Annotated in this window: 23 protein-coding genes; 15 read left to right on the top strand and 8 right to left on the bottom strand. The window is 37.5% G+C overall.

Features of this window, described 5'->3' with window-relative positions; all coding sequences use genetic code 11:
- Positions 1-2 precede the first annotated feature (2 nt).
- The 9 genes from MKJ01_RS06795 (at position 3) to MKJ01_RS06755 (ending at position 7,440) form a co-directional block, all read left to right on the top strand.
- Positions 3-401, top strand: a complete 399-nt coding sequence (locus MKJ01_RS06795) for a hypothetical protein (RefSeq protein WP_241612820.1) — start codon at positions 3-5, stop codon at positions 399-401.
- Positions 394-1,104 carry a DUF2807 domain-containing protein gene (locus MKJ01_RS06790; RefSeq protein ID WP_241612818.1) on the top strand — a complete coding sequence of 237 codons (711 nt, stop codon included), beginning with the start codon at positions 394-396 and terminating at the stop codon, positions 1,102-1,104. Before MKJ01_RS06795 ends, MKJ01_RS06790 begins: the two co-directional genes overlap by 8 nt.
- 172 nt (positions 1,105-1,276) lie before the next feature.
- Positions 1,277-2,992, top strand: coding sequence for a phospho-sugar mutase (locus MKJ01_RS06785; protein ID WP_241612816.1), 1,716 nt, complete (start codon positions 1,277-1,279; stop codon positions 2,990-2,992).
- Between the two features lie 196 nt (positions 2,993-3,188).
- On the top strand, positions 3,189-3,305 hold the full coding sequence (locus MKJ01_RS06780; protein WP_241632545.1) for a four helix bundle protein: 117 nt from the start codon (positions 3,189-3,191) through the stop codon (positions 3,303-3,305).
- 119 nt (positions 3,306-3,424) lie between these two features.
- On the top strand, positions 3,425-4,678 hold the full coding sequence (locus tag MKJ01_RS06775) for an aminotransferase class I/II-fold pyridoxal phosphate-dependent enzyme (protein ID WP_241612814.1): 1,254 nt from the start codon (positions 3,425-3,427) through the stop codon (positions 4,676-4,678).
- 215 nt (positions 4,679-4,893) lie between these two features.
- Positions 4,894-5,349, top strand: coding sequence for a hypothetical protein (locus MKJ01_RS06770; protein ID WP_241632543.1), 456 nt, complete (start codon positions 4,894-4,896; stop codon positions 5,347-5,349).
- Positions 5,350-5,382: 33 nt separating this feature from the next.
- The gene (gene kdsB, locus MKJ01_RS06765; protein ID WP_241612810.1) at positions 5,383-6,111 is read left to right on the top strand and encodes a 3-deoxy-manno-octulosonate cytidylyltransferase; all 729 of its coding nucleotides are present in this window, start codon (positions 5,383-5,385) and stop codon (positions 6,109-6,111) included.
- Between the two features lie 70 nt (positions 6,112-6,181).
- Positions 6,182-6,844, top strand: a complete 663-nt coding sequence (locus MKJ01_RS06760) for an outer membrane lipoprotein-sorting protein (RefSeq protein ID WP_241612808.1) — start codon at positions 6,182-6,184, stop codon at positions 6,842-6,844.
- A 17-nt stretch (positions 6,845-6,861) separates the two neighbouring features.
- Entirely contained in the window at positions 6,862-7,440 is a 579-nt protein-coding gene (locus MKJ01_RS06755; RefSeq protein ID WP_241612806.1) for a glutathione peroxidase, read from the top strand.
- Positions 7,441-7,517: 77 nt separating this feature from the next.
- On the opposite strand, the gene MKJ01_RS06750 is transcribed toward MKJ01_RS06755, so the two are convergent.
- Complete coding sequence (locus MKJ01_RS06750) at positions 7,518-8,174, bottom strand: NAD(P)H-binding protein (protein WP_241612804.1); 657 nt, start codon at positions 8,172-8,174, stop codon at positions 7,518-7,520.
- 126 nt (positions 8,175-8,300) lie between these two features.
- Here MKJ01_RS06750 and MKJ01_RS06745 point away from each other — a divergent pair, with 126 nt between their 5' ends.
- Complete coding sequence (locus MKJ01_RS06745; RefSeq protein ID WP_241612801.1) at positions 8,301-8,654, top strand: MmcQ/YjbR family DNA-binding protein; 354 nt, start codon at positions 8,301-8,303, stop codon at positions 8,652-8,654.
- On the opposite strand, the gene MKJ01_RS06740 is transcribed toward MKJ01_RS06745, so the two are convergent.
- Positions 8,651-9,571 carry a bifunctional riboflavin kinase/FAD synthetase gene (locus MKJ01_RS06740; RefSeq protein WP_241612799.1) on the bottom strand — a complete coding sequence of 307 codons (921 nt, stop codon included), beginning with the start codon at positions 9,569-9,571 and terminating at the stop codon, positions 8,651-8,653. The two genes, MKJ01_RS06745 and MKJ01_RS06740, sit on opposite strands and share 4 nt — an antisense overlap.
- A gap of 233 nt (positions 9,572-9,804) precedes the next feature.
- Between MKJ01_RS06740 and atpD the strand changes: the two genes are divergently transcribed.
- From atpD to MKJ01_RS06725, 3 genes are all read left to right on the top strand, one after another.
- A complete protein-coding gene (gene atpD, locus MKJ01_RS06735; protein WP_241612797.1) occupies positions 9,805-11,313 on the top strand; it encodes a F0F1 ATP synthase subunit beta in 1,509 nt (502 codons plus the stop codon).
- Positions 11,314-11,411: 98 nt separating this feature from the next.
- Entirely contained in the window at positions 11,412-11,693 is a 282-nt protein-coding gene (locus MKJ01_RS06730; RefSeq protein WP_241612795.1) for a F0F1 ATP synthase subunit epsilon, read from the top strand.
- Between the two features lie 78 nt (positions 11,694-11,771).
- Positions 11,772-12,593 carry a hypothetical protein gene (locus MKJ01_RS06725; RefSeq protein ID WP_241612793.1) on the top strand — a complete coding sequence of 274 codons (822 nt, stop codon included), beginning with the start codon at positions 11,772-11,774 and terminating at the stop codon, positions 12,591-12,593.
- Positions 12,594-12,643: 50 nt separating this feature from the next.
- Here the strand turns inward: MKJ01_RS06725 and MKJ01_RS06720 are convergent, their stop codons facing one another.
- Entirely contained in the window at positions 12,644-14,839 is a 2,196-nt protein-coding gene (locus tag MKJ01_RS06720) for a radical SAM protein (protein ID WP_241612791.1), read from the bottom strand.
- A gap of 102 nt (positions 14,840-14,941) precedes the next feature.
- On the opposite strand from MKJ01_RS06720, the gene MKJ01_RS06715 reads away from it, so the two are divergent.
- On the top strand, positions 14,942-16,258 hold the full coding sequence (locus MKJ01_RS06715) for a GDSL-type esterase/lipase family protein (RefSeq protein ID WP_241612790.1): 1,317 nt from the start codon (positions 14,942-14,944) through the stop codon (positions 16,256-16,258).
- A 5-nt stretch (positions 16,259-16,263) separates the two neighbouring features.
- Here the strand turns inward: MKJ01_RS06715 and MKJ01_RS06710 are convergent, their stop codons facing one another.
- The 5 genes from MKJ01_RS06710 to MKJ01_RS06690 form a co-directional block, all read right to left on the bottom strand.
- On the bottom strand, positions 16,264-17,925 hold the full coding sequence (locus tag MKJ01_RS06710; RefSeq protein WP_241612789.1) for an MBOAT family protein: 1,662 nt from the start codon (positions 17,923-17,925) through the stop codon (positions 16,264-16,266).
- The gene (locus MKJ01_RS06705; RefSeq protein WP_241612788.1) at positions 17,922-19,277 is read right to left on the bottom strand and encodes a hypothetical protein; all 1,356 of its coding nucleotides are present in this window, start codon (positions 19,275-19,277) and stop codon (positions 17,922-17,924) included. The genes MKJ01_RS06710 and MKJ01_RS06705 overlap by 4 nt, the downstream gene beginning before the upstream one ends.
- Positions 19,278-19,377: 100 nt before the next feature.
- Positions 19,378-19,863, bottom strand: coding sequence for a glucosaminidase domain-containing protein (locus tag MKJ01_RS06700; protein ID WP_241632541.1), 486 nt, complete (start codon positions 19,861-19,863; stop codon positions 19,378-19,380).
- A gap of 221 nt (positions 19,864-20,084) precedes the next feature.
- A complete protein-coding gene (locus MKJ01_RS06695; RefSeq protein WP_241632549.1) occupies positions 20,085-21,344 on the bottom strand; it encodes a pyridoxal phosphate-dependent aminotransferase family protein in 1,260 nt (419 codons plus the stop codon).
- A gap of 79 nt (positions 21,345-21,423) precedes the next feature.
- The gene (locus MKJ01_RS06690) at positions 21,424-22,461 is read right to left on the bottom strand and encodes a PLP-dependent cysteine synthase family protein (RefSeq protein WP_241612786.1); all 1,038 of its coding nucleotides are present in this window, start codon (positions 22,459-22,461) and stop codon (positions 21,424-21,426) included.
- A gap of 223 nt (positions 22,462-22,684) precedes the next feature.
- Between MKJ01_RS06690 and MKJ01_RS06685 the strand changes: the two genes are divergently transcribed.
- Positions 22,685-26,170, top strand: a complete 3,486-nt coding sequence (locus MKJ01_RS06685) for a DUF2723 domain-containing protein (protein WP_241612785.1) — start codon at positions 22,685-22,687, stop codon at positions 26,168-26,170.
- The last annotated feature ends 187 nt before the right edge of the window (positions 26,171-26,357 follow it).

Raw genomic sequence — 26,357 nt, 5'->3', positions numbered from 1 at the left:
TAATGATGAATGATAAAAAATTGCCTAAGATATACTCCAAGCATGCTATTTTAGGCTTTTCAATTTTTTTCTCAACACTTTTCGGCGGTATTTTATTATATCAGAATTTAGTTTCTGCGAAGAAGAAAACGGAAGCTTATATTGTATTAGGTTTTTCTGTAGTATTGACCATCATCACCATCATTATCGGTGGGCTTCAGGAAAATCCTAAAAGCACCTATTCGTATATAAGCGGATTATTGGGAGGCTGCCTGCTTTCTTATTTTTTTGTTCCGAAATACTTTCCTGATGAAGATCAGTATTCTAAAAAATCAATATGGATACCATTATTTGTCGGGTTGGCGATCACTGCAGTTTTTGTATTTTTTATTATTTATTCTACTTCATTTGAAAATGGCTAAAAGAAATTATTATGTATTGGTGTTCGTATCCCTTGTTTTATTTTCCTGCGGGAAAGTTTCACCCAAAGGAACTATTGAAAGAAAGGATGTAGACGTCGAAGAATTTGTCAATCTTGACCTGGAAGGGAAATTCCGGGTATTTTATGCAAGAGGAAACAAGAATTTTGTAGAGATTGAAACCTATCCGAATGTTGCGGATAACCTGAATGTTGATGTGGATGACAAAACCCTGTCTATTAAAGAAAAACGGGGGACAAAAGGCGTTGATTTTTATAACATCACCATTTATTCCAAATATAATCTTGAAAAAGTAACCATTTCCGATTCTGTAGAAATGAACATTTCAAGTGAGATTAAAACCGATAATTTTAAGCTTAATTTAAAAAATTATGCTACATTTATGGGATCGGTCAACACGAGGAAGGCAGAAGTTGAGATGCTTAACCGGAGCAGGGCCAATTTCCTGGGACAGACAAAAAATGCGGTGATAAAGATTGCAGACACAGCAAGTCTGATTGCTCCGTACTGGAAAATAGAAAACCTGAATATTGATTCTAAAAACGGAAACTATGCTGAAGTTAATGTACAAGATTCATTGAAAGGCCATGTTCAGAATACGGCAAAATTTATTTATTATAATGATCCGATCCGGGCTTTTAAAATCGATAAAGATGCCCGTGTTGAAAATAAGAAATTAGAGTAAATTAGAATTCAGATCCCAAATAAATTTAATGAATATAACCATGTTAATTATTGGATGATTCCATTCAAACAGATAAAAAATAATCAGAGCCGGAAGCTGAGAAGTTAAAAGCTGAAAGATTTCTTTCTTCTACTCACTTACCAATCTCCGGTCCAAAGAACAAAATATACTTATGACAACATTAGAAAAAGCAAGACTTTGGTTACACGAATCATTTGATGAAGAAACAAGAAATGCGGTTCAGCTCTTAATAGAGGGCAATTCTCCAGACCTGGAAGACTCTTTCTACCGAGCACTGGAATTCGGAACCGGCGGAATGAGAGGTATTATGGGCGTAGGAACCAATCGTTTAAATAAATATACGTTAGGACAGGCTACACAGGGACTTGCAAATTATATGTTAAAGCAGTTTCCCAATGAAGAAATAAAAGTAGCGATTGCTTATGACGTAAGAAACAATTCAAAAGAGTTCGGAAAACTGGTAGCGGATGTTTTCACGGCGAACGGCATTAAAGTACTGCTTTTTAAAGATCACAGGCCGACTCCGGAATTATCTTTTACGGTCCGTGATAAAAAATGCCATGGGGGAATCGTATTAACAGCCTCTCACAATCCGCCTGAATACAACGGATATAAAGTATACTGGAATGACGGAGCTCAGATTGTTCCGCCGCATGACGAAGCTATCATCAATGAAGTGCTTTCGGTAAAATTTGAGGAAATTAAATTTACGGGAAATGACAGCCTGATCGAATGGATCGGAGAGGAGCAGGATGAAGTGTATATTGATGCCTGTATTGAAAATTCAACCTATCAGAATGTTGGAAAAGAAAATTTAAATATCGTTTTTACATCCATCCACGGAACAACTTACACCACTGTTCCGCAGGCTTTAAAAAAAGCGGGCTTTAAAAAGATTGACCTGGTGACGGAACAGATGATCCCAAGCGGGAATTTCCCGACTGTTGATTCTCCAAATCCTGAAGAACCGGCGGCACTGGAAATGGCAATGGATCTTGCAAAAATAACCAATGCAGACATTGTGATCGGAACAGATCCGGACGGTGACAGGCTGGGAATTGCCGTTAGGAACCTGGACGGAGAAATGCAGCTGCTAAACGGAAACCAATGTAACACGATCCTGACTTATTACATCTTAAACGAATGGAGAAAACAAGATAAGATTACCGGAAAAGAATTTATCGGTTCTACCATTGTAACCTCAGATATTTTCTTTGATATTGCCCAAAAATTCGGTGTCCAGTGTAAAGCGGGACTTACAGGGTTCAAATGGATCGGCAAAATGATCCGTGAAGCGGAAGGAAAGGAAAAATTTGTGTGTGGCGGAGAAGAAAGTTTCGGATTTATGACCGGAGACTTCGTCCGTGATAAAGATTCATGCGGAAGTATCGTTTTAGCCTGTGAAATTGCGGCCTGGTGCAAAGCCAACGGAAGAACAATGTATCAATATCTGATTGAAATTTACCAGGAAACAGGAATGCATTATGAAGGTTTGGTAAATCTGGTAAGAAAAGGAAAAGACGGTGCAGAAGAAATCCTGAATATGATGAAAAATTTCAGGGAAAATCCTCCGAAACAATTGGCCGGTTCAGAGGTGGAAGAAGTAAAAGATTTTAAGGAACAGACTAATTTCATTGTTTCCAGAAATGAAAAACTGGTGATGAATGACATCCCAAAATCGAATGTCCTGATCTATTACACACAGGACGGCACGAAAGTATGCGTTAGGCCTTCCGGAACGGAACCGAAAATCAAATTCTATATCTCGGTAAAAGATTCTCTTGCTTCCGAAGCAGATTTTAAAAACAAATTGCAGTCTTTAGAGGAGAAAATTCTGGAGGTTAGAAAAGACCTGCAATTGATATAATAAGTAAATTATGAGTTGAAAGTCTTATGTTATGAGTGATAGCATTGTTGGAAAGAAGAGTTTTGAGTTTGCGGTACATATTGTAAAATTTTATACAAAGTTCAGTGCCGAAAAAAAATATCCTTTCTAGCACTTATTAAGATCCTGAACTTCTGTCGGTGCTAATATCAGGGAAGCATTAAATGCTCAAAGCAGATTGGATTTTGTTCATAAACTATCTATCTCTCAGGGAGAATGTGATGAAACAATTTATTGGCTTGAACTTTCGTATGCAACAGATTATATATCACAGCAGGAGTTTGAAAGCCTTTAAATCAGGCAAAGGAAGTTTTAAAAATAATTAGAAGTATAATTATTACTACAAAGAATAGGACTCATAATTCATAATTATTAACTTATAACAATAATAAAGTAACAATAAATAAAAGTAAAGTGAAAGTTTCAAAATTAGCGGCGAACCTGATCGGTTCTGAAATTGTAAAAATTGGTAACGAAGTAAATGATTTAAAGGCAAAAGGAGCGGAAATAGCAAACCTTACCATTGGTGACCTGAATTCTAATATTTATCCTATTCCTGCAAAGTTAAAGGAAGAAATTCAGAAAGCTTATCAGAATAATCTGACAAATTATCCGCCGGCTAACGGACTTTTATCTTTAAGAAAAGAAGTTTCAAAAGACCTGAAAACAAGATGGAACCTGGAATATTCACCTAATGACATTTTAATTACAGCAGGTTCAAGACCTTTGATCTATGCAGTATATAAAACCATCGTGGATGAAGGTGATAAAGTAATTTATCCTATCCCTTCTTGGAATAATAATCATTATGCATACCTTACATCTGCTGATGCGGTAGAAGTGAAGACAACCCATGAAAATAATTTCCTTCCTACCGCAGATGATTTGAAGCCCCATTTATCCGGAGCTGTTTTATTGGCACTTTGTTCACCGTTAAACCCTACAGGGACGATGTTTACCAGAGAACAGCTGTCAGAAATCTGTGAACTGGTTATCGCCGAAAACAAACAGAGAGGAGAGGATGAAAAACCATTATATTTAATGTATGACCAGATCTATTCCAATCTGACTTTCGGGGCAGAGCACGTTGATCCGGTTTCTCTTTTCCCTGAAATGAAAGAGTACACCGTTTATATTGACGGTATTTCAAAATGTCTGGCTGCAACAGGTGTTCGGGTAGGATGGGGATTCGGTCCGGCTCATATCATGGATAAGATGAAAGCCCTTCTTACACACGTGGGAGCATGGGCTCCAAAACCGGAACAGGAAGCTACTGCAAAATATTTTGAAAACCCGGATGATGTGAATGCTTTCGTAGAAGATTTCAAAGGGAAACTGGAGACGAGCTTAAAGGTGCTTCATAATGGAATTCAGGATCTGAAAGAAAGAGGTCTTTCCGTTGACAGCATTGAACCCATGGGTGCAATGTATCTTACAATCAAGTTGGAATATATCGGGAAAACCAAACCGGATGGCTCTGTAATTGAAAATTCTTCAGACCTTGTATTTTATCTTATTAATGAAGCCGGAGTAGCACTGGTTCCTTTCTCTGCATTCGGAGAAGCTAAAAACGAACCTTGGTTCCGTGCTTCTGTAGGAGGTTTGGCCACTGAGGAAATTTCTGCAATGATGCCGAAACTGGAAGCTGCCTTGAATGCTTTAAAATAATGATTATATAATATACCAATCTAACAGTGTAACAGTTTATTAATTGTCACACTGTTAGATTTTTAAATTTACCATGCAAAATGAAAATACCTAAAAAATATTTTCTTGAAACTAAAATTTTGAATTATTCAGCATTAATTATCATTGTTTTAGTTATTTTAAGTGTTTGGATTTCCGGTATTCATTCTCATAGGTCTTTATTTCAGAATTCTATTGTGTCAACATCAATTCTGGCTGCTGCATTTTTCCTATTTATAAGTTTAGGACTGTTTTATGGCTTAAAATTAAAAGATAATACCGGGCATATTTTAACAAAAGAAAGAATTAAAAAATTATCAGATAAAACTCCTGAAATAGGAAGTTTTGATTTTGATGGTCCGGCATTGGGAGACGGGATCGGAGGTATTATTTTTTCAGTTATTCTATGGATACTGATTTCAATAGTTTTTGTTTTCCTTTTATATTTTCTGGGAATTTTCTTTTGGGCAACAGTTTTATTTTTTACAGCCATGTTATATTGGATTTTTTTCCGAGCTTTACGTTTGGTATTTAAGAATTCTAAATATTGCAGAAGAAATGCATTAAAAAGTTTTTCTTTTGGGTTTGTATATTCATTTTTATATATTTCCTGGATCTATGGAATAATCTTTTTGGTTCATTATTTACGTTAAATAGAATCATCATTAAATTAAAACTAAACTAAAATGAAAATAATAGCCGTCATTCCTGCACGTTACGAAGCAAGCCGTTTCCCTGCAAAGCTGATGCAGATGCTGGGAGAGAAAACCGTTATTACCACAACCTATCAGAATGTCATGGAAACCGGCTTGTTTGATGAAGTATTCGTGGCCACGGATTCCGAGATCATTTTTGATGAAATCGTAAAGCATGGAGGAAAAGCGGTGATGACCGGCCAACACGAAACCGGAAGTGACAGGATTGCAGAAGCCGTACAGAATATTGACTGTGATATCGTCATCAATGTACAAGGAGATGAACCGTTTCTTAAATTAGAGCCGCTCAAACAGCTGATCCAGGTATTTTATAAAGACGAAAATCAGGAAATTTCTCTGGCCTCTTTAAAAATAAAACTGACAGAAAAAGAAGAAATTGAAAACCCGAATAACGTAAAAGTAATTACTGATAACAACGGTTTTGCACTGTATTTCAGCCGTTCAGTCATTCCTTTTCACCGTGAAATTTCCTATAATGCTGGGTATTTTAAGCATATTGGCGTTTATGCTTTCAGAAAACATGCGCTGATCCAGTTTTCCAAACTGGAAATGAAACCGCTGGAAATTTCGGAAAAGATAGAATGTATCCGGTACCTGGAATACGGAATGAAAATCAAGATGATCGAAACCAATTTCATCGGTGTAGGAATTGATACGCCAGAGGATCTCGAAAAAGCTAGGAACTTATTATCTAATTAACTGGTAAATTGTTAAACTGATACATTGGTAAATTAATAAAACCTTATATTTGAAATTATAAATAAATTGAATGAAGAAGTTGCTTTTAGTTTTCGTCCTGGTACTTTCACAATCTTTTTTTGCCCAGACCGCAAAGGAAATCATCGATAAAAACATAGAACTGTCCGGAGGATTAACAAATTGGAAATTATTAAATTCAGTACTGCTTCAGGGGAAAGTAATTTTAGGGGTTAAAGATGAATACCCGATAAAAATTTATCAGCAGCGTCCGAATCTTACAAAAACCGTAATTACCATAAACGGAAAAGATACGGCTATTGAAGGGTACGACGGATCAAAAGGCTACGCTATGAATTATGCCAACAATAAAGTTCAGGAATATGCAGAATATGTCCCGGAGAGTTTTGATAATGATTTTATTGACTGGGAAAGCAAAGGTTTTGCTGCCAAATATCTGGGAAAAGAAAAGATCGGCAACATTTACTGCCATAAAGTGGAACTGACCAAAAATGTGAACAAGAACATCTATTATTTCGATACCAGAACCTACATGCTTTTAAGAGAAATAAAAAAAGATGAAACACTTGATTATTCAGAGTACAGGAAAATAGGGAGCCTTTCGATGCCTTTCAGGATTGAATCTTCCAGTACTAAGAAAGACGGAGATTATGTGATGCTGATCAACAGGATCGATACCAATAAAGTATTCCCTACCAATACCTTTAAATTTTAAATTAAATAAAAATCATTATGAAAAAGTTATTTATCGTGATGCTTTCTTTTGTCGCATTTCTTAACAGCTGTGCCCAGAAAAAAAGTGATGTATCTAAATCAAAAACTAAAGAACTTATGGGAAAATCAATATACGATTATAAAGTTCCGGCCCTGGAAGAAGGTAAGGAGATTAATTTTGCCGATTTTAAAGGAAAGAAGATTCTTATAGTCAATACGGCTTCCGAATGTGGTTTTACCCCACAATATGCCGATCTGGAAAAAGTTTCCCAGGAATATAAAGATAAACTTGTGGTGGTAGGATTTCCGGCAAACAATTTCGGTGGTCAGGAGCCAGGAACCAATAAAGAAATCGGCGCTTTCTGCCAGAAAAATTTTGGAGTAACATTTCCTTTGGCCGCTAAAGTTTCCGTAAAAGGAAGCGATACGGCTCCAATTTTTAAGTATTTAACGGAAAAAGATTTAAACGGGGTTAAAAACACAACCATCCTTTGGAATTTTACCAAGTTCTTAATTGATGAAAACGGAAAACTGATCGATTCTTTTGTGAGCACAACGAAGCCCACCGATGAAGCGATTACAAAATATTTGAAATAAGTCTTCATTACTATAAATTATCAAGGCTCCATTCAATCAATGAGTGGAGCCTGATTTTTATTAAAGGTATTTTTATTTTAATCATTGCTTTTCTCTGCAAAGGCAAAAATATTTCCCAGTTTTACGCTGGAATAACCATTGCTTTTTATTTTAGAAGAATTGATCATGGCTTTGGCTAAGACATCAGTAGGCAACGGTTTCTGACTTTCAAAAAGGCCTATTTTATTGGCAAATTTTATAATCCTGCTTCCCAATACTTCTCCGGTTCGTTCAGAATCTTTTCTTTCCAGCATGCCCGGCTTAAAAATAGTAATCTTCTCAAAATGCAGTTCTTTCACCGCTGTTTCGAGCTCCCCTTTCATTTTAGAATAAAAAATCTTGGATTTAGGATCAGCTCCGTATGCAGACACTAAGATATAATCGTTTACATTGTTCTCTCTGGCAGCTTTTGCAAATTCATACTGGTAGTTAAAATCTACCTTCCTCTGCGCCTCCTTACTTCCTGCGGCTTTCAGGGTTGTTCCCAAACAGGAAAAAGCAACATCGCCTTTTACTGCATTTTTCCACTCTTCAGGATGATCAAAGTTTATTACATGTACTGCAAGTTTATTATGTTGAATATCAACAGGTTTTCTTACAAAAATATCGACCTGTTCAAAATCTGTGTCGTGAAGCAGCTGCTGAACCAGATCTTTTCCTGTAGCGCCTGTAGCACCGATGACGAGAGCTTTCATAATAATCTTGTTTATGATGTGTTGTTTGCTTCTTAAATTTACTAAATTTGGAGCAATAAATGATTAAAGATTTTGAATTAAAATATTTTCAGAATAATCTTTTTATCATTACTTATTGCTTATAATATGGATATCAACGAAATTTTAGAGTATTGCCTTGCCAAAAAAGGGGTTACAGAAAGTTTTCCTTTTGATAATGAAACTCTTGTCCTGAAAGTGGGAACAAAAATGTTTCTTTTGGTCGCTCTGGAAAAACAGCCGTTGGGTATCAATGTAAAAACCGATCCTGAATGGAGTGCTGAGCTCAGGGAACAATATCCGCAAATTACAGGTGCTTATCATATGAACAAGACCCATTGGAATTCCGTTTTAACCGATGGCTTAAAAAAGGATCTGATTTTGCGACTTATCGATCAGTCGTATGAACTGGTATTTAAATCTTTGACAAAAAAACAAAGAGAAGAAATTGAAAATAATTAAAACACAAATTCTTCCGTAAGTTTTTTATCCTCATCCAGTTTTTCAATCAGTTTCTCAAGACCTTCAAATTTAATTTCGTCATGAAGGAAATCCCTGAAACTTACGGTAATGTCTTCACCATAAATATCATCATTAAAATCAAGAATATAGACTTCAACGGTCAGTTTTTCTCCGTTTACAGTAGGGTTTGTGCCAATGCTCAGCATTCCCTTATATTTTCTGTCTTTTAAGAATACTTCTACAATGTAAGCACCTTTTTTAGGCAGAAGCTTAATGGAATCTGTTTCAATATTGGCCGTAGGATATCCGATGGTTCTCCCGATCTTTTTCCCGTGAACCACAGACCCTGAGACAGAATAAGAATACCCCAGCATTTCGTTGGCCCTTTTGATGTCCCCGGCTAGAAGTGCATTTCTGATTTTGGTAGAGCTGATGTTATTTTCATGGATGTTGATCGCCTCCATCTGTTCCACTTCAAAACCCAGTTCCGCTGACAGTTTTTTCAGCAGTTCAAAGTTGCCGCTTTTGTTCTTTCCGAAAGAATGATCATACCCGATAATTAGATATTTAACATGTAATTTCTCAATCAAAATCTGACGGACAAACTCTTCTCCTGTCAGGTTACGGAACTCTTCATCAAATTCTTTTAGAAATAAATGGTCGATTCCATACTTTTCCAGCAGAAATTTCTTTTCTTCCACCGTATTCAGCAGCTTTAAATCTTCATTCGGATTAAAAACAAACCTCGGATGCGGCCAGAAAGTAAGTACCGCCGTCTCCAAATTATTTTCTGAACCTGTTTTTATCAGCTCATCAATGATACTTTTATGCCCGAGGTGGACACCGTCAAACATTCCTAAAGATAATGCTAAAGGCTTATGGGAAGAATAATCTGAGAAATTTTTGAAAACTTTCAAAGCGGAAAAAATTTGACTGCAAATATAGATATAATGTAGCAAACTAACGTAACAATATAGTAATGTAGCAATTTAACAATATCATGCCAGCTGTTTCTGCCATCAGTAATTTGATTGTAAACCGTTAAATTATTATATTACTGCACTGCTTGAAAAAGTATGATAAAAATCTTTTTTTACCAATTGTAGGTTTATGAAGAATCATTATATTTGCACCAAGAAAAAATTTAGCAATGGCAAACCAAATTAAAGGAAAAATTTCTCAAATTATTGGTCCTGTAATCGATGTAGTCTTTACAAATGTGGAAGCAATTCCGAGCATTTATGACGCATTGGAAATTACAAAAGGAAACGGTGAAAAAGTAGTCTTAGAAGTAGAACAACATATTGGTGAAGATACGGTAAGATGTATCGCAATGGATGCTACAGACGGTCTTCAGAGAGGACAGGATGTAATCGGATTCGGAAATCCTATTACCATGCCGATCGGCGATGCTGTAAACGGAAGACTATTCAACGTTGTTGGTGATGCTATCGATGGGCTTCAAAATATTTCTAAGGAAGGTGGTCTTCCAATTCACAGACCAGCTCCTAAATTTGATCAACTTTCAACTTCTGCAGAAGTTTTATTTACAGGGATTAAAGTAATCGACTTGGTTGAGCCTTATGCAAAAGGAGGTAAAATCGGATTATTTGGTGGTGCCGGTGTAGGTAAAACAGTACTGATTCAGGAATTGATTAACAATATTGCAAAAGGACACGGAGGTCTTTCTGTTTTCGCCGGAGTAGGGGAAAGAACGAGAGAAGGAAATGACCTTTTAAGAGAGATGCTGGAATCAGGTATTATTAAATACGGTGATGATTTCATGCACTCTATGGAAAACGGTGGCTGGGATCTTTCTAAAGTAGATGTAGAAGCTATGAAAGATTCAAAAGCTGCATTCGTTTTCGGACAGATGAACGAGCCGCCTGGAGCAAGAGCAAGAGTAGCCCTTTCAGGTCTTACATTAGCTGAATACTACAGAGACGGTGGAGAAAGCGGACAGGGTAGAGACGTACTTTTCTTCGTAGATAATATCTTCCGTTTTACACAGGCTGGTTCCGAGGTATCTGCACTTCTTGGCCGTATGCCATCCGCGGTAGGTTACCAACCGACACTGGCATCTGAAATGGGTGCGATGCAGGAAAGAATTACTTCAACGAAAAACGGTTCCATTACTTCAGTACAGGCAGTATATGTACCTGCGGATGACTTAACTGACCCTGCACCGGCAACTACATTTGCCCACCTTGATGCAACAACCGTACTTGACAGAAAAATTGCTTCGTTAGGTATTTATCCGGCTGTAGATCCATTGGCATCTACATCAAGAATTTTGGCTCCGGAAATTATAGGTGAAGAACATTATAACTGTGCTCAGAGAGTGAAAGAAATCCTTCAGAGATACAAAGCCCTTCAAGATATCATCGCGATCTTAGGGATGGAAGAACTTTCTGAAGAAGATAAATCAGTGGTTTACCGTGCAAGAAAAGTTCAGAGATTCTTATCTCAGCCTTTCCACGTAGCAGAACAGTTTACAGGGATTCCGGGATCATTGGTAGACATCAAAGATACCATCAAAGGATTCAATATGATTATCGATGGTGAATTAGACCATTTACCGGAAGCTGCTTTCAACCTTAAGGGTACGATCGAAGAAGCGATTGAAGCAGGACAAAAAATGTTGGCTGATAATGCTTAATGAATTAGACATAAGATTTTTAGACCTGAGATGAGAGACATTATTTGTCAAGAATCTTTTAATCTTCAATCTTTTAATCTTTTAATCTAAATTATAAAATGAATATAAAAATTTTAACGCCAGAATACGTTGTTTTTGAAGGAGAAGTAGACTCTGTATTGCTGCCCGGTAAGCATGGTGAATTCCACATCATGACGAACCACGCAGGGATCGTTTCTTCTTTAACCGGAGGTAGTGTAAAATTGTATACGAAATCAATTAACGAAACGTATGCAAAATATTTTACCAAAGAAAATGAGAAAGATTCTGTTTTTTCTTATCCTATCACGAGCGGTGTTGTAGAATTTAATCATAATAAAGGAATTATCCTTTGTGAATAATTAAATGAAGAGCTAAATATATTTTCAAGAAAGTGTAACTTTGTTACACTTTTTTTATTTATGTAAGAATCTGGTTTCATGAAGAGAAGTTTAATCATATTATTTACAGTGTTGGGGCTTGTTTTAAATGCCCAGAATATCAAGACCAAAAGGGGAATTGTAAGCATTGACGGAGTGCATGTGGCTAAAGTTGCCAATAAATCATCCATTTATACTTTTATGGACCTTAAAGAGACCCCGATTTATACCATCGAATTTGTTGATAAAAGTGTTGTCGATTCCGTCCGGGACAGCTATATTAAACTGAACAGGATTTACAATCAGGAGAAATCGATCGAGCTGGATTATATTTCACCTTCAGCATTTTCAGGAGAAGAAAAATCGGCGGTATATACTTCAATAAAAGGGCTTAAAATAATTGATGAGCGGGGAATTAACATCAAGAACCTGGATGATCTTTTTAAAAATAATCCGAAACGAAAGCTGGATACAAAAACCAAAGATGCTTACACCACTAGGACTAAAATTGACAGGCTGAATATTACCGTTAATAATGTAGGGGAAATATTAAGCAACGGAAAACCGGTTGGATATTTTACCAATCTGCCGGTGAGCTTTGGTTCAGAAGATACGGTTAAAGATAAAACTTTTGTAGATATAGAAATTTACGATGCCAAGAGCAAGCTCATTGGACGGTATATCACCACAACAAAGCAATTAAAAACAGCAGGAGGAAAAACCTTTACCCTTTTCAGGGAAATGTCCGGGCGGGCTTCGATATTAAAATTCCCTACCTATAAAGCCATCGCTGAAAGAATGGCTATTATGGATCCGAATTTTATTAAACCTCAGGAAAAATTAACGGTCGGTACTGTTACAAAAGATGGGGTTGAAAAATAAATCATACCGGATTTTGTTTTCTGTGCATTATTTTGCTTACACCTGAAAATTTACAGGCTTAAAATAACTCCATTCTCTCTAAGCTGTTGCATCGGCTTTGAAAACCAGAATAATTCAAAATCTTCCAGAATTTCTTCAAAATTAAGTTTAAGCTGCTGAAGGGTACTTTTTTTCTGGTTCCCGGCAGAATACTCTTTAAACATTTCCATCAGCCATTCCGCCTGTTTCTGTTCCAATTCTATGCTTATAATATTGGTTTTTAAATGAACTGTAATTTTAGTATACGAATAAGTATATTTCTTTTTCGTTTTTACGCGATTCTCAGCGATTACGTTTTTCGTGATGAAAAGGACTTTTGAACTCCCTCTAAACTTAAAGTCTTCCTCTTCCAACAAACAATCATGAATATAATCCGGATGAACGGCCGTTTTCGGAATTTTAAAATCAAACCATTCCTGAAGCGGAATCTCAAAATTAATTCCATGCATATAATTGAACAGGGATTTTTTCAACCCGAAACTAAATTGACTGTGATCGATCCCTGTGGTGTCGGTAAAATCAATATCATTATTGGCAAATAAAATTTCCTGTTTCATCGGGATAACCCCAAATTCTTCCGGATTTAATCCGACAGGAGAGTGGGCAGTCATCGCAAACTGATGCCAGAAACCGCTTTGCAGAATTCCCATTTCAAACATCTGGCGAACCATTTCCAAGGAATCAATCGTTTCCTGGATCGTTTGGGTAGGGTAGCCATACATCAGATAGGCATGGATCATAATTCCCGCTTCAGTAAAATTTCTGGTTACTTTTGCAACCTGTTCTACAGAAATTCCCTTATCAATTAAGTTCAGTAAACGGTCACTTGCCACTTCAAGTCCGCCTGAAACCGCAACACATCCGGAAAGCTTCAGCAGAAAACATAAATCTCTGGTAAAACTTTTTTCAAAACGGATATTGGTCCACCATGTTACCACTAAGTTTCTGCGTAAAATTTCCAGCGCGACTTCTCTCATCAGAGCCGGAGGAGCTGCTTCATCCACAAAATGGAATCCTGTTTCGCCCGTGGTCTGGATAAGTTCTTCCATGCGGTCAACCAAAATCCTGGCAGAAACAGGCTCGTAAATTTTAATATAATCCAATGAAATATCGCAGAACGTACACTTTCCCCAATAGCAGCCGTGTGCCATCGTAAGCTTATTCCACCTTCCGTCGCTCCACAAGCTGTGCATTGGGTTGGCAATTTCAATAACGGAGATATAATGATCTAACTGTAAATCCGTATAATCAGGAGTTCCGATATCTGCCTGCTTGTAATCTGTTCTTTTTGAATTGTTTTTATAAACCACCTGCCGGTTCTCAAGCAAAAAAGTTCTTTTGAACTGAGGTTCTTCGCTTTGCTCAGGATGACTTACATATTCATACAGCAGTTCAAGCGGAAGCTCGCCGTCATCCAGAGTGATAAAATCAAAAAACTCAAATACCCTTTGGTCTTTGACTTCTCTCAATTCCGTATTCGGGAAACCGCCGCCCATTGCCGTTTTAATATGAGGAAACTTTTCTTTAATCAGTTTTGCACATCTGAAAGCAGAATATAAATTTCCGGGAAAAGGAACAGAAAAACAAACCAGCTTAGGCTGTACTGATGCCAGGGTTTCCTGAAGTATATTCAGGGTAAGATCATCAATAAAGGAATGACTTCCCGAAAGTTTCAGATAAAGTTCATCAAAAGAATTGGCACTTTTTCCTAACCTTTCCGCATACCTGCTGAATCCGAAATCAGCATCGATGTGTTCAACAATATAATCAGAAAGGTCTTCCAGGTATAAAGTTGCTAAGTGCTTGGCTTTGTCTTGCAATCCCATGTTTCCGAAGGCGAACTCCATATCATCCAGCTGGTTAAAGCGGGAAGCTTCCGGTAAAAAATTCATGGAACAGATCTGTCTCGCCAGCGTAGGGGTTTTTCCCTGCAGGAAATCAATGACCTGATCAATTGTTTTTATGTACTCGTCTCTCAGCATAAAAATACGCCGGGCATTTTCAGAAAGACTCTGAACTTCGGTTTCTTTATTGAAAATATGGTTCATACCGTTCCTTGAAAACAGTTTCAGGATAACTTCTATTCCTAAATCCATCTGAAAGCTTGAAATATTTTTGGTATTCAGAAATCCTTTGATATAAGCCGTGGCAGGATAAGGAGTATTAAGCTGGGTAAAAGGCGGCGTAATGAGAAGCAGGTCTTTCAAAAGAAAATTTTTGCAAAGTTAATACTTAAAATTTACACTGACTTATTTTAGATTATAAGATGCCTCTATCGGAAAAATGTATAAATTCACGGTATGAAAATTATGGGTAGAAATTTAGGCATTATCTTGTTACTTTTTTCAGCAGGAATGCAGGCACAGGAGATTGAAAACGCAGAAACTTTACAACCTTTTACAGAAAAACTTACCCAGAATAAAGTTTCGCAGATCCTTTTCATGGGAGATTCTCATATCCAGGCAGACTGGCTGACGTCATATCTGAGAAAAAAATTCCAGGACGAATATGGAAATGCGGGACGCGGAATGGTTTTTCCTTATAATGTGGCAAACACCAACGGTTCTGATGACTTCACATCAATAAGCAACAGGACATGGGAAACCTTCAGGCTGGTTCATGAACAAAAAATATTTCCTCAGATCGGAGCCAGTGGCTTTGTGATTGGTAACAGGGAAAACTCATTTGTAGAAATTAGCTTTAAGAACCCCCAAGACAGTTTCGATAAGGTCATTATTTACCATGATGCCAAGATGAACGGAAAAGAAATAACGCTTTATCGTGAACAACAGCCTCTTAAAAATTTTGTTCAAAAAAGAACGGAAAACCTGAATCATAGGGCTCTTGCCGGAGAAACTTTTCATGAAATTGTTTCAAAATACAACAGTACGACAACAAAACTCAAGCAGATGAACGGAAACAGAATTCTCCATCCTGCCGAAGGTGAGAATTTTAGAGTAGAAAGAAATTATCTTATATACAATGCTGATTTTGAAAATTATATAGGCCCTCTTGCCCAACAGAAATTAACAGGATTTAAAACCGAGATCAGCGTGAAGGAACCACAAAATGTATTTTTAATGCGTTCCGATGCTTCTTCTTCCGACGCAAATGTATTTTATGGATTCCAGTTTTTAAAAAAAGCAGAGAAAGGAGTTGTATTCAATACGGTAGGAGTAAATGGTGCTACCTATGCAGACTTTTTAAAATATCCGCTCCAGATTCAGCAACTGGTCACCATGAATCCTGATATTCTGATCATTGCTTTGGGAACAAATGAAGCTTTTGCTCCCATTGACAAAGAAGAATTTCAATCCGCTGTTACAGATGTTATTACAAAATTCCGTGCGCAGAATGCCCAGCTGCCGGTATTGTTAATTTCTCCACCGGACAATCTTCCAAAACAATCGCGTGTTCCTGAAATTGTAAGCTGGATCAGGGAAAGTGCGGCGCAGAACAGGGCTGCTTTTTTTAACTTATATGAAGCCAGTGGCGGTAAAGGATCATTCAAAAAAGCACAAATAAAGAAGGAAGCCAATTCGGACGGAGTACATTTTGTAAAGCCCGGTTATGAAAACCAGGCTGAACTTATATGGAAAGCATTTTCTAAATTACTAAATAAATAAAGATCCTAAAACTGCAGATAAATCGGAAGTACCTGTTCGGCAGATTTAAAATACCCGTACACCAGAAGGAAAGCAAAAAATATCACCACATATACAATCAGGGGAATGCTTCTTCTCTTTGAAATGAATTTTTCTGCTGCATTTTCAGGAATGAGATGAATGGCCATCGCCAAAACGATCATCCCTAATACTTCTTTATAATTATCGTAGAAAGGAGCGAAAGCACCGACATCAAAATTATAGAAGATCTGTTTCAGCATAGAAATTGCCGTATCAAAATTTTCTGCCCTGAAGAAAATCCAGCCGAAGCATACAAAATGGAATGTCACAATTCCCATAATAACCTTGTATATAAAACTGTTGTTAAATCCTGAAAAAGATTTTCCGGTAGTAAGCATCCAGATTTTATGGATGCCCAAACCAATGCCATGGATGGCACCCCAGATGATAAAGTTCCAGCTCGCACCGTGCCAGAAGCCGCCCAAAAGCATGGTTGTAAGCAGGTTGAAATTTGCCGCAATTCCTTTTGAATTTTTTGTGATCACTGCCGGAAGGACAAAAATAACCAGCATCAATGCCGTAATCAGGACAGCATAGAGAGGAGCTAATTTAAACAATCCGACAGACGTAAAATAGGTACCGCATAGGAAGGCCAATACAAAAATAATGGATGCAATCGAAAATTTCCGGTTGCCTCCCAATGGAATATACAAATAGTCTTTGAGCCATGAGGAAAGGGATATGTGCCATCTTCGCCAGAATTCCGTAATATTTTTACTCTGATAGGGGGACATAAAATTCGCAGGAATTTTTACCCCGAGCCAAAGTGCAATCCCGATGGCAATATCACTATAGCCGCTGAAATCACAGTAAATTACCATGGCATAACCATACACGGCAAAAAGATTTTCCAGTCCCACATGCAGGGAGGGATTATCAAAAATATAATTAACCAGATTGAGTGTAATATAATCAGAGATGATCAGTTTTTTAATCAAACCGGAAATAATCAGGTAAAAGCCCATGGCAAAATCACGTTCCGATAAAAAATAAGGCTGATTGATCTGGGGCACAAAATCATGCGCCCGGACAATGGGACCCATCATCAGTTTCGGGAAGAAAGAAAGGAATAACAGATAATCCGTAAACTTCTTGGCCGGCTTAAAATCTCCGCGGTAAACGTCAATGGTATAGCTTAAATTTTCAAACGTAAAAAAAGAGATCCCGATCGGAAGCAGGATATTCAGCGGATGGATTTCTGAGCTGGAAAATTCATTATACAACGTGATGAAAAAGTTGGTATACTTGTAATAGAATAGAAGCCCGAGATTAAAAACAATACTCAGTACAAGAAGCGCTGTCTTCCTGGCTTTTTGAGGACTCCTGTCAATCCCGTTGGAAATTATGTAATTGATAATAGCGGAGACAATAACCAATCCCACAAACCAGCCGCTAGCTTTATAAAAAAAGTACAGTGAAAAGAAAGTGAAAACATATCTTCTGGCTGTAAAATTATTTCTTAAAAGATAAAAAAGGACAATAAACAGTGTGAAAAAGTATACGAAAAACCCGTTATTGAACAAGAGCGGGTTTTTACTATCATACACAAACTGGTGTAAAAAAGTTTTCCAGTCAAAAGTTGAGAATAATGCCTCTAGGTGGTTCATTGTACAGATCTTTTTTTAGCAATATAATTTTTATAATCTTTCATCATGGCATGGTACAGTTTTTCTGCAAGGATATCAGTTCCTCTTCCGTTGGGATGCACATAGTCTTTATTGGCGAGAGGAGGCTCTTTCTGGGCCCATGATACAATAGAATTTTCTCCACCCATTGTTTCAAAAAGATTAAAGAAGGAAAGATTGTTATCATAAGCCATTTTTGCCTGGGTTTCCACCAAATTATGAATTCCTTTCGCACTCTGGAATTCGCCGTTATATCTAAAGGCTCTGTCTGCTGTACTTACCATCAGGATATCGGTTTTTGGAAATGCGCTTTTGAATTTTACCAGATTAGGAGTCATGAGCTTTACGTAATAAGAATAATCGGTATCATCCGGCCTGAATAATAAGTTCACCCCGTACTGCATGACGATAAGATCATAATGGTTTCCTGCCTGAACTGCTTTCAGGAAATCTTCATCTATCTTTTTAAATTCAACTCCTGTAATACCGCGGAAAGAAAAATTATCTACAATAACCCCGTTGTCAGACTCAAAACTGACTCCGTAATAAGGAACTGAAGACGTATTGCTTTTAAAAGAGTAAGACCTTACCGTATCATTGGCAAGCAATTGCCTGTTCACAGTCTGCATGCCGTTAAGCATCATGCTGGCTCCATTATAATTTACAGCAGCATTGCCCTGCGGCTGACCGAAAATCAGGAATTTATTTGTTATAATACCGCTGGCCAAGGTCTTATCTGTAAAATAGCTGGTACCTGTACCGCTGAAACTGAACCCGGAAACATACATGTTTTTAGCGCCTTTATCCATAAAATTAATGGTTTTCCATCCGCCGGCTTTTATTTCCGCTGTCTCTCTTACAGGCGCCACTTTACTCTGAATTGGCAGGTAGCCTACACCATAACCTCCGAATTCACTTTGCAGCAATTTGCGGAGTTTACGCGTAAGCAGATCTCCTTCAATCATACTGTCGCCGAAATAAGCAATTCTTATTTTTCCTTTTTTAGTTTTTTTGAGCTGCGCTAATTTTTCAGAGAAATGCACCAGTGCGGTAATACTGTCGCCTTTCGTAAAATCGGTGATCAGATCCGGTTTTTTATACAATTCAAAATCCTTTGCTCTGTTGGCCTTATCTGCTGCAAGATTCCCCAGGCTGTCTCCCGGCGAGGTGTTATCATGTAATTTTTCAGGATGAATAATTTCTGATAATAAATTTACATTTTGTAAAGGTTTCCATTCAAACTTGAAAACATACATCAGAACCGATGAAAGCAGGTAAATAACAAAGCACAGGGAGAGTAAAACCACTACCCTCCAATTTCTGTTTGGATTCATAAAACGTAAGGAAATTTGTTTGGCTAATTTAATCAGATAAATTAGTCCTGACAATATAAATATGAAAAAAAATAAGCTCCAAAATATTGGAGCTTATCAATTATAAGTTTTGGTCTTTTTGTATGCCTGAAAGGCTGTATTTAGTAAAGATCAGGTTTAATCTTCTCATCCATTCCTTCGGGCGGGTAGAGTAGCCTGCAGATGCAATGGCCTTAATCCACTTAGAAAAATCAGTGCTTCCCTTTAAAGCCGTGTAATAGTTCTTTTTTACGATTAACTTACAGAATGCTTCATAGCATTCTCTTGCTGATGAAAAACTTCTGTATTTAGATTGAGGGTTATTTTTGCCTACAATACCGAAATGATTATTGTAAACTGTGGAACTTTTGCTTGTCCCTCCTCCGGACTCAACAAATGCTATGGAAAGAATAACTGAAACCGGAATTCCGTATTTCATTGAAAGCTCAGATGCAACTGCTTTATTTTTTTCTAAATAGGTATGCGTTTGTGCATTACCGACAATAGAAATTAAACTAAACACTAAACTCAAAATTACAATTCTTAAGTACTTAACATTGTGTTTCATAATTGTATGTTCTGAAATCATGAGGGCAAATTTACCCCTACCATACTTAAGAGCCTAATTTTTAACACAATATAACGTTAAATGAAGAGAATATTCATTATATTAGTTAAAATATGTTAAAAATTTGTATTTGTCAATTGTATTTTATTTGAACTAATTTTTAACAAAAAACAGCTGTTAGTACGCACTAACAGCTGCTTTTTAATTATATTGACAATGGGTTACATTTGTTTGTACTCAATGTTCATTTCTTTTTCCATTTCCCTGTACTTTCCGGAAACTAATTTTTCACGGATACCTTCAAACGCGGCAAGTGTCTCGTTAATCTCAGAATCGGTATGTGAAGCAGTCGGAATTAATCTTAATAAAATCATTCCTTTCGGAATTACAGGGTAAACAACAACAGATGTGAAAACGCCGTAATTTTCTCTTAAATCCTTCGCTAGAAGTGTTGCTTCGATGGTTGTTCCCTCAATGAAAACCGGTGTCACACAGGTGTTTGTATTACCCAGGTTAAAACCTCTCTCTTTAAGTCCGTTTTGAAGCTTATTTACATTTTCCCATAATTTATCTTTAATTTCCGGGCGGGTTCTTAAAAGCTCCAGTCTCTTTAATCCTCCGATGACCATGGGCATGGTTAAAGATTTTGCAAAGATCTGAGAACGCAGATTATATTTTAAAAATCTGATGATCGTTTCATCCCCTGAAAGAAAAGCTCCGAAACCTGCCATAGATTTGGCAAAAGTGGAAAAATAAACATCAATCTGATCCTGGCATCCCTGTTCTTCACCTGCGCCTGCGCCTGTTTTGCCTAAAGTTCCGAAACCATGCGCATCATCTACCAAGAGCCTGAAATTGAATTTTGATTTCAGCTCACAGATTTCTTTCAGTTTTCCCTGCATTCCTCGCATTCCGAAAACCCCTTCGGTAATCACCAGAATTCCGCCTCCGTTTTCTTCTGCTACCTTAGTGGCACGGGCTAAATTTTTCTCTAAGCTCGTTATATCATTATGTTTGAATGTAAAGCTTTTTCCCATATGAAGACGCACCCCGTCTACAATACAGGCATGAGAATCGGCATCATAAACAATTACATCATGTCTTGTTACCAAAGCATCAATGGCAGAAACCATTCCCTGATAACCGAAATTCAACAAATAAGCAGCTTCTTTCTGCGTAAATTCTGCCAATTCTTTTTCCAATTGCTGATGCTGCTGAGTTTCACCTGACATGGCTCTTGCCCCCATCGGATAAAACATCCCGAATTCAGCCGCTGCTTTAGCGTCTGCTTCCAATACTTCCGGATGATTACAAAGACCTAAATAATCGTTTGCACTCCAGAAAATCACATCTTTCCCCTGAAATTTCATTCTTGGGCCGATAGGTCCTTCCAGTTTGGGAAAAACAAAATATCCTTCAGCGTAATCTGCAAATTGCCCGAGAGGTCCTGGGTTTTGTTTTATTCTGTCAAAAATATCCAACATTTTATTACTGTTTTTTTAAGTAAAAAAGCCTTTTGTGATTACAAAAAAGGCTTTATTTGTATAAATTCTTTTATTCTTATTTGATGAATTCGGTTTTAAAAACTTCATCGTAGTTATGAACACAATTGTTGATGAATCCCTGTTCAGCCATCCATTTGTCACTGTACACTTTGGTAATGTATCTTGAACCATGGTCGGGATAAATAAGCACAACCAGATCATTTTCAGAAAACTGGTGGGACTGTGCATACTGGATAAGGGCTTGGGTGACAGCACCTGTCGTATATCCTCCCATAATAGCTTCCTTTAAGGCAATCTCACGGGTCCTGTAAGCGGACATTTCATCATTCACCCTCACAAACTCGTCTACTTTATCAAAAAGCAGGGCAGAAGGAATCAGGTTTTTACCCATTCCTTCGATCTGATAAGGATGCACATCTTCTTTATGGATTTCTCCGGTTTCATGATAGCTTTTCAGGATAGACCCGTCCGCGTCAACACCGATAATTTTAATCTCAGGATTTTTTTCTTTCAGAAATTTAGCAGATCCGGATAGTGTCCCTCCGGTTCCCGTACACGCAAAAAGATGGGTAATCTTTCCTTGGGTCTGTTCCCATATTTCAGGGCCTGTAGACTGGTAATGCGCATCAATATTAAGTTCGTTGAAATATTGATTGATGTAAATAGAGTTAGGCGTTTCCAGCGCTATTCTTTTGGCGACTTCATAGTATGACCTCGGATCACTGGCTGGAACATTGGCCGGGCAAATGTATACCGTAGCTCCCAAAGCTTTAAGATAGGCAATTTTTTCAGGCTTGGTTTTGTCGCTTACTGCAAGGATACATTTATATCCTTTAATAATGCAAACCATTGCAATTGAAAATCCTGTATTTCCTGAGGTAGTTTCTACCACTACGGAATCTTCTTTTAATAAACCTTTTCTTTCAGCGTTCTCTATAATATGAAGTGCGATTCTGTCTTTAGTGGAATGTCCAGGATTATATGATTCTAACTTGGCATAAACGGTTGCAGGAATATCTTTCGTCACAGTGTTAAGCTTCACCATAGGAGTGTTTCCTATTAGGCCAAGTATATTATCGTAAACATTACTCATTATTTGTTATTTTTCCAATAAAAATCTGTCGGCAAAAATACAAAAAAATAAATTGAGTTCTAAACTTTTGTTTGATTTATGCTGTTTAGTACAGATAAATTTATTTTTTGAAGATGCTCTCAAAAATGAAACTTGTCAAAAAACGAGCCAAAACCTTTAAATTTTGTTAAAACCCGGATAAAATCATATAAAAGCCTTATTTTCGCGTAATTGATTTAAAAATATGAAAAATTGGACTTTCAGGCAGTGGAACACCATTCTCGGATGGGTGATTTTCGCCATTGCATTTATTACCTACTTGTCCACTATAGAACCCAATTTCAGCTTTTGGGACTGCGGCGAGTATATTTCCTCAGCGGTAAAACTTGAAGTAACGCATGCTCCCGGCGCGGCATTATTTCAGATTGTGGGTGCCGTGGCAGCCATTTTTGCTTTGGGAAAAGGCGAAAATTATTCTATTGTGATTAACGGGATGTCTGCATTATTCAGTGCATTCACCATCCTCTTCCTGTTCTGGACCATTACGCACTTCGTAAGAAGGCTGCTGCATAAAGATTTTGAAGATGTTACCAAGCATCAGGAAATCTCCATCCTGTTTGCAGGTATTGTAGGAGCATTATGTTTCACTTTTTCAGATACCTTCTGGTTTTCTGCCGTGGAAGGAGAAGTATACTCGATGGCATCTATGTTTATCGCGCTTCTGGTATGGCTGATCACCAAATGGGAAAACGAATATCAGGCGGCAGATAATGAACGTTGGATTATCCTTATATTCTTCATTTTAGGACTTTCCGTAGGGGTACATATGATGTGTATGCTGGCAATTCCTGCGGTTTGCCTGGTTTATTACGCAAGAAAGTATACATTTACATGGAAGAACTTTATTATGGCCAATGTTATTACATTGGTTATTCTGGCCATTGTCTTTAAAGGAATTTTCCCTCTGATCATGACTTTATTCGGAAAACTTGAAATTTTCTTCGTTAACGGATTAGGTCTGCCTTTCCACTCAGGAACGATTGCAGGTTTCATACTAATGATTGCAATCTGCTATTTCCTGATTACCTATTCTCAGAAAATGAAAAGAAACCTTTATCAGACCATTGCTTTATCAGTAGTGTTTATGATGATCGGTTTTTCATGCTGGATGGTGATTCCTATCAGGGCCAATGCCAACCCGCCGATGAACCTTAATGATCCGGATAACGCCATCGGCATGCTGGATTATTATAACAGGGAGCAATATGGAGACTGGCCGACTATTTACGGTCAGAATTATACGGCTTTCCTTACTTCAGACGGGATTGAAAAAAATGAGGACGGAAGTTTCAAAACCACAAAGACAGGGGAAACATATGAAAAGGATGAAAAGACAGGAACGTACAGAAAAACCGGAGACCGTTTTAAATATGTTTTCAATAAAGCACATGTCGGTTTTATGCCGAGAATGTTCAATGAGGATAAAGATGTGATGTCTAATTATATCTCTATGTACGGAGCACCTGATTTTTCATTCAATTATGCTAATGAAGATGTAGCGAACAGTCCGGAGGCCAAACAGATTTTTGATGAACTGAGGCAGAAATATGAAAATAAAACCATTACGGCCGCCGATTATTTAAAAGTTAAACCTTATAACTTAATTACAATCCAGAAGCCTTCTCTTGGGCAGAACTTAGATTATTTCTTTACCTTTCAGAACGGCTATTATTTTGTAAGATATCTGATGTGGAACTATGTGGGACGTCAGAATGATCTTGAAGGAAATATGGAAAGTACAAGAGGGAACTGGATTTCCGGGATTCCTTTTATTGATAATACCATCGTTGGTAATCAGGATAAAATGCCTGCCAAATTCAAGAATGAAAGTACAGTGAAATTCTTCTTTTTACCTTTGCTATTAGGGCTGATCGGATTCTTTTTTCAGCTGAACAGGGATTTTGGAAGGTTCTATGCCATGCTTTCCATCTTTGTACTGATGAGCGTAGGAATTATTTTCTATACCGGTGTAAAACCTTTTGAACCGCGGGAAAGAGATTATGCAATGGTAGGATCATTCTATGTTTTCGCCATCTGGATCGGATTAGGAGCCGGAGCCTTACTTTGGTTTTTGCAGTCAAAAATAAAATCCAATGCAGCTAATATTGTAGCCGGAGTCGTTTTATTGGGCGTTCCTTTTATGATGGGCTTCCAGAATTATAATGTTCATAACAGACACGACAGATATACTTCATATGATTACGGATATTCAGTACTGAAATCACTGCCTAAAAATGATATTCTCTTTGTATACGGTGATAATGATACTTATCCGGTTTGGGCCATCCAGGAGACGGAAAGATTAAGAGACGATGTGAAAGTCGTTAATTTTACTTTAGCATCAACACCATGGAATATCGACCAGATCAAGAGGAGAACATATAACGCTGCACCGGTTCCTGGCGTACTGACTCATGAAGATTACAGAGATGGAGTAAATGACCAGATCTACATGATGAAGAAAGACGACTGGGCAGGAATTTTCTCCATGCTGAAAGAACAGGGAGCTCCGGCAACCGAATTTGCAGAGTTCAGAAAGTATCTTACTCAGGATTCCATAACCATGAAGGAGGCGATAAACTTCCTGAAATATACTTCTCCCGCTAAAAATGAGCTTCTTAAAATGTATTTCGGAGAGGAGAAATATGAGAAGTATAATATTCTACCCGTTAATAAATTTATTTTACCGGTAAATAAAGTAAATGCGGTACAGGCAGGAATCATAAACCAGGCTGATCTTCCAAATGCAGTCAATCAGATTATGATTACCTATAAATCAAATACTTTATATAAAAATAACCTGATCATGCTGGATGTCCTGGCGAATTTCGACTGGAAAAAACCGATCAGCTTCTCTTCAGGAGGAATCTATGACAGTGAAAATATTTTCTATCTTGATGAATATCTTCAGTTTGACGGATTCAGTTACAGGCTGATCCCGATCCATACACCACAGACACCGGACGGAGAGATGGGAAGGGTAGATGCCAATTCTTTATATAATGTTGTGAAAAATTACAAATGGGGCAACTTTAAAGACCTGAGTACCCATTTTGATGAAACGGCAACCTCCAATATTATGAGCTACCGATCATCTGCCAGTAGAGCGGCAGCAGCCTTAGCTGCGGCAGGCCAGAAAGGGAAAGCACTGGAGATGCTGGATTTAGCCTCAAAAGAAATTCCTGCACAAAAATACAATGACCCGCGTTCATTAAGCTCAATGGCCTACGGATACATTGTTTCAGGTCAGGAAGCAAAAGGTCTTCAGCTGGCAGAAGTCCTTAAAAAAGGAATCTTTGAAGAATACGATTATTACATGAGCTTAAGCAAAGCAGACCAGAGCTATCTTAGAAGACAGATCAGGACCAAGCCGATGGAATATTCTTTAGTGGTTTCTGCTGTTACGGATGCCTATAACAAAATAGGGAAGAAGGATAAAGCTTACGATTACCTGGTAAAATCTATAGAGCCGATTGATAAAAAATTCAATACCTTCGTGGAGAACCTTAAAGAAATGGGTAAAGAAAAGGCAATAAACGAGTCTGATCAGGTTCAGAAAATCACGCCGTTCTACCAATATTTATTTGATATTATGGAACCTTTTGATTCTACCTATTCAAAAGAAAAGGAAACTCAGATCACCAATTCGATTATCAAAGCAACTCAATAAATAACATACACTTAAAACGGAACCGAGGTTCCGTTTTTTTTATGGTTGTACTTAAACTTTACAGCCAATTTTAAATCTATTTTTGATTTTTGTGCTCACAGATCTAACAGATTCAGCAGATTTACCCGAACGTATATCGGCGTAATCACCATTATTTGTGGTAAATGATCATTACCCAACTAAATTT

Origin of the sequence: Chryseobacterium sp. SSA4.19, assembly GCF_022601875.1 — a bacterium.
Classification (GTDB): domain Bacteria; phylum Bacteroidota; class Bacteroidia; order Flavobacteriales; family Weeksellaceae; genus Chryseobacterium.
This window is presented reverse-complemented; position numbering and strand designations above follow the sequence as displayed.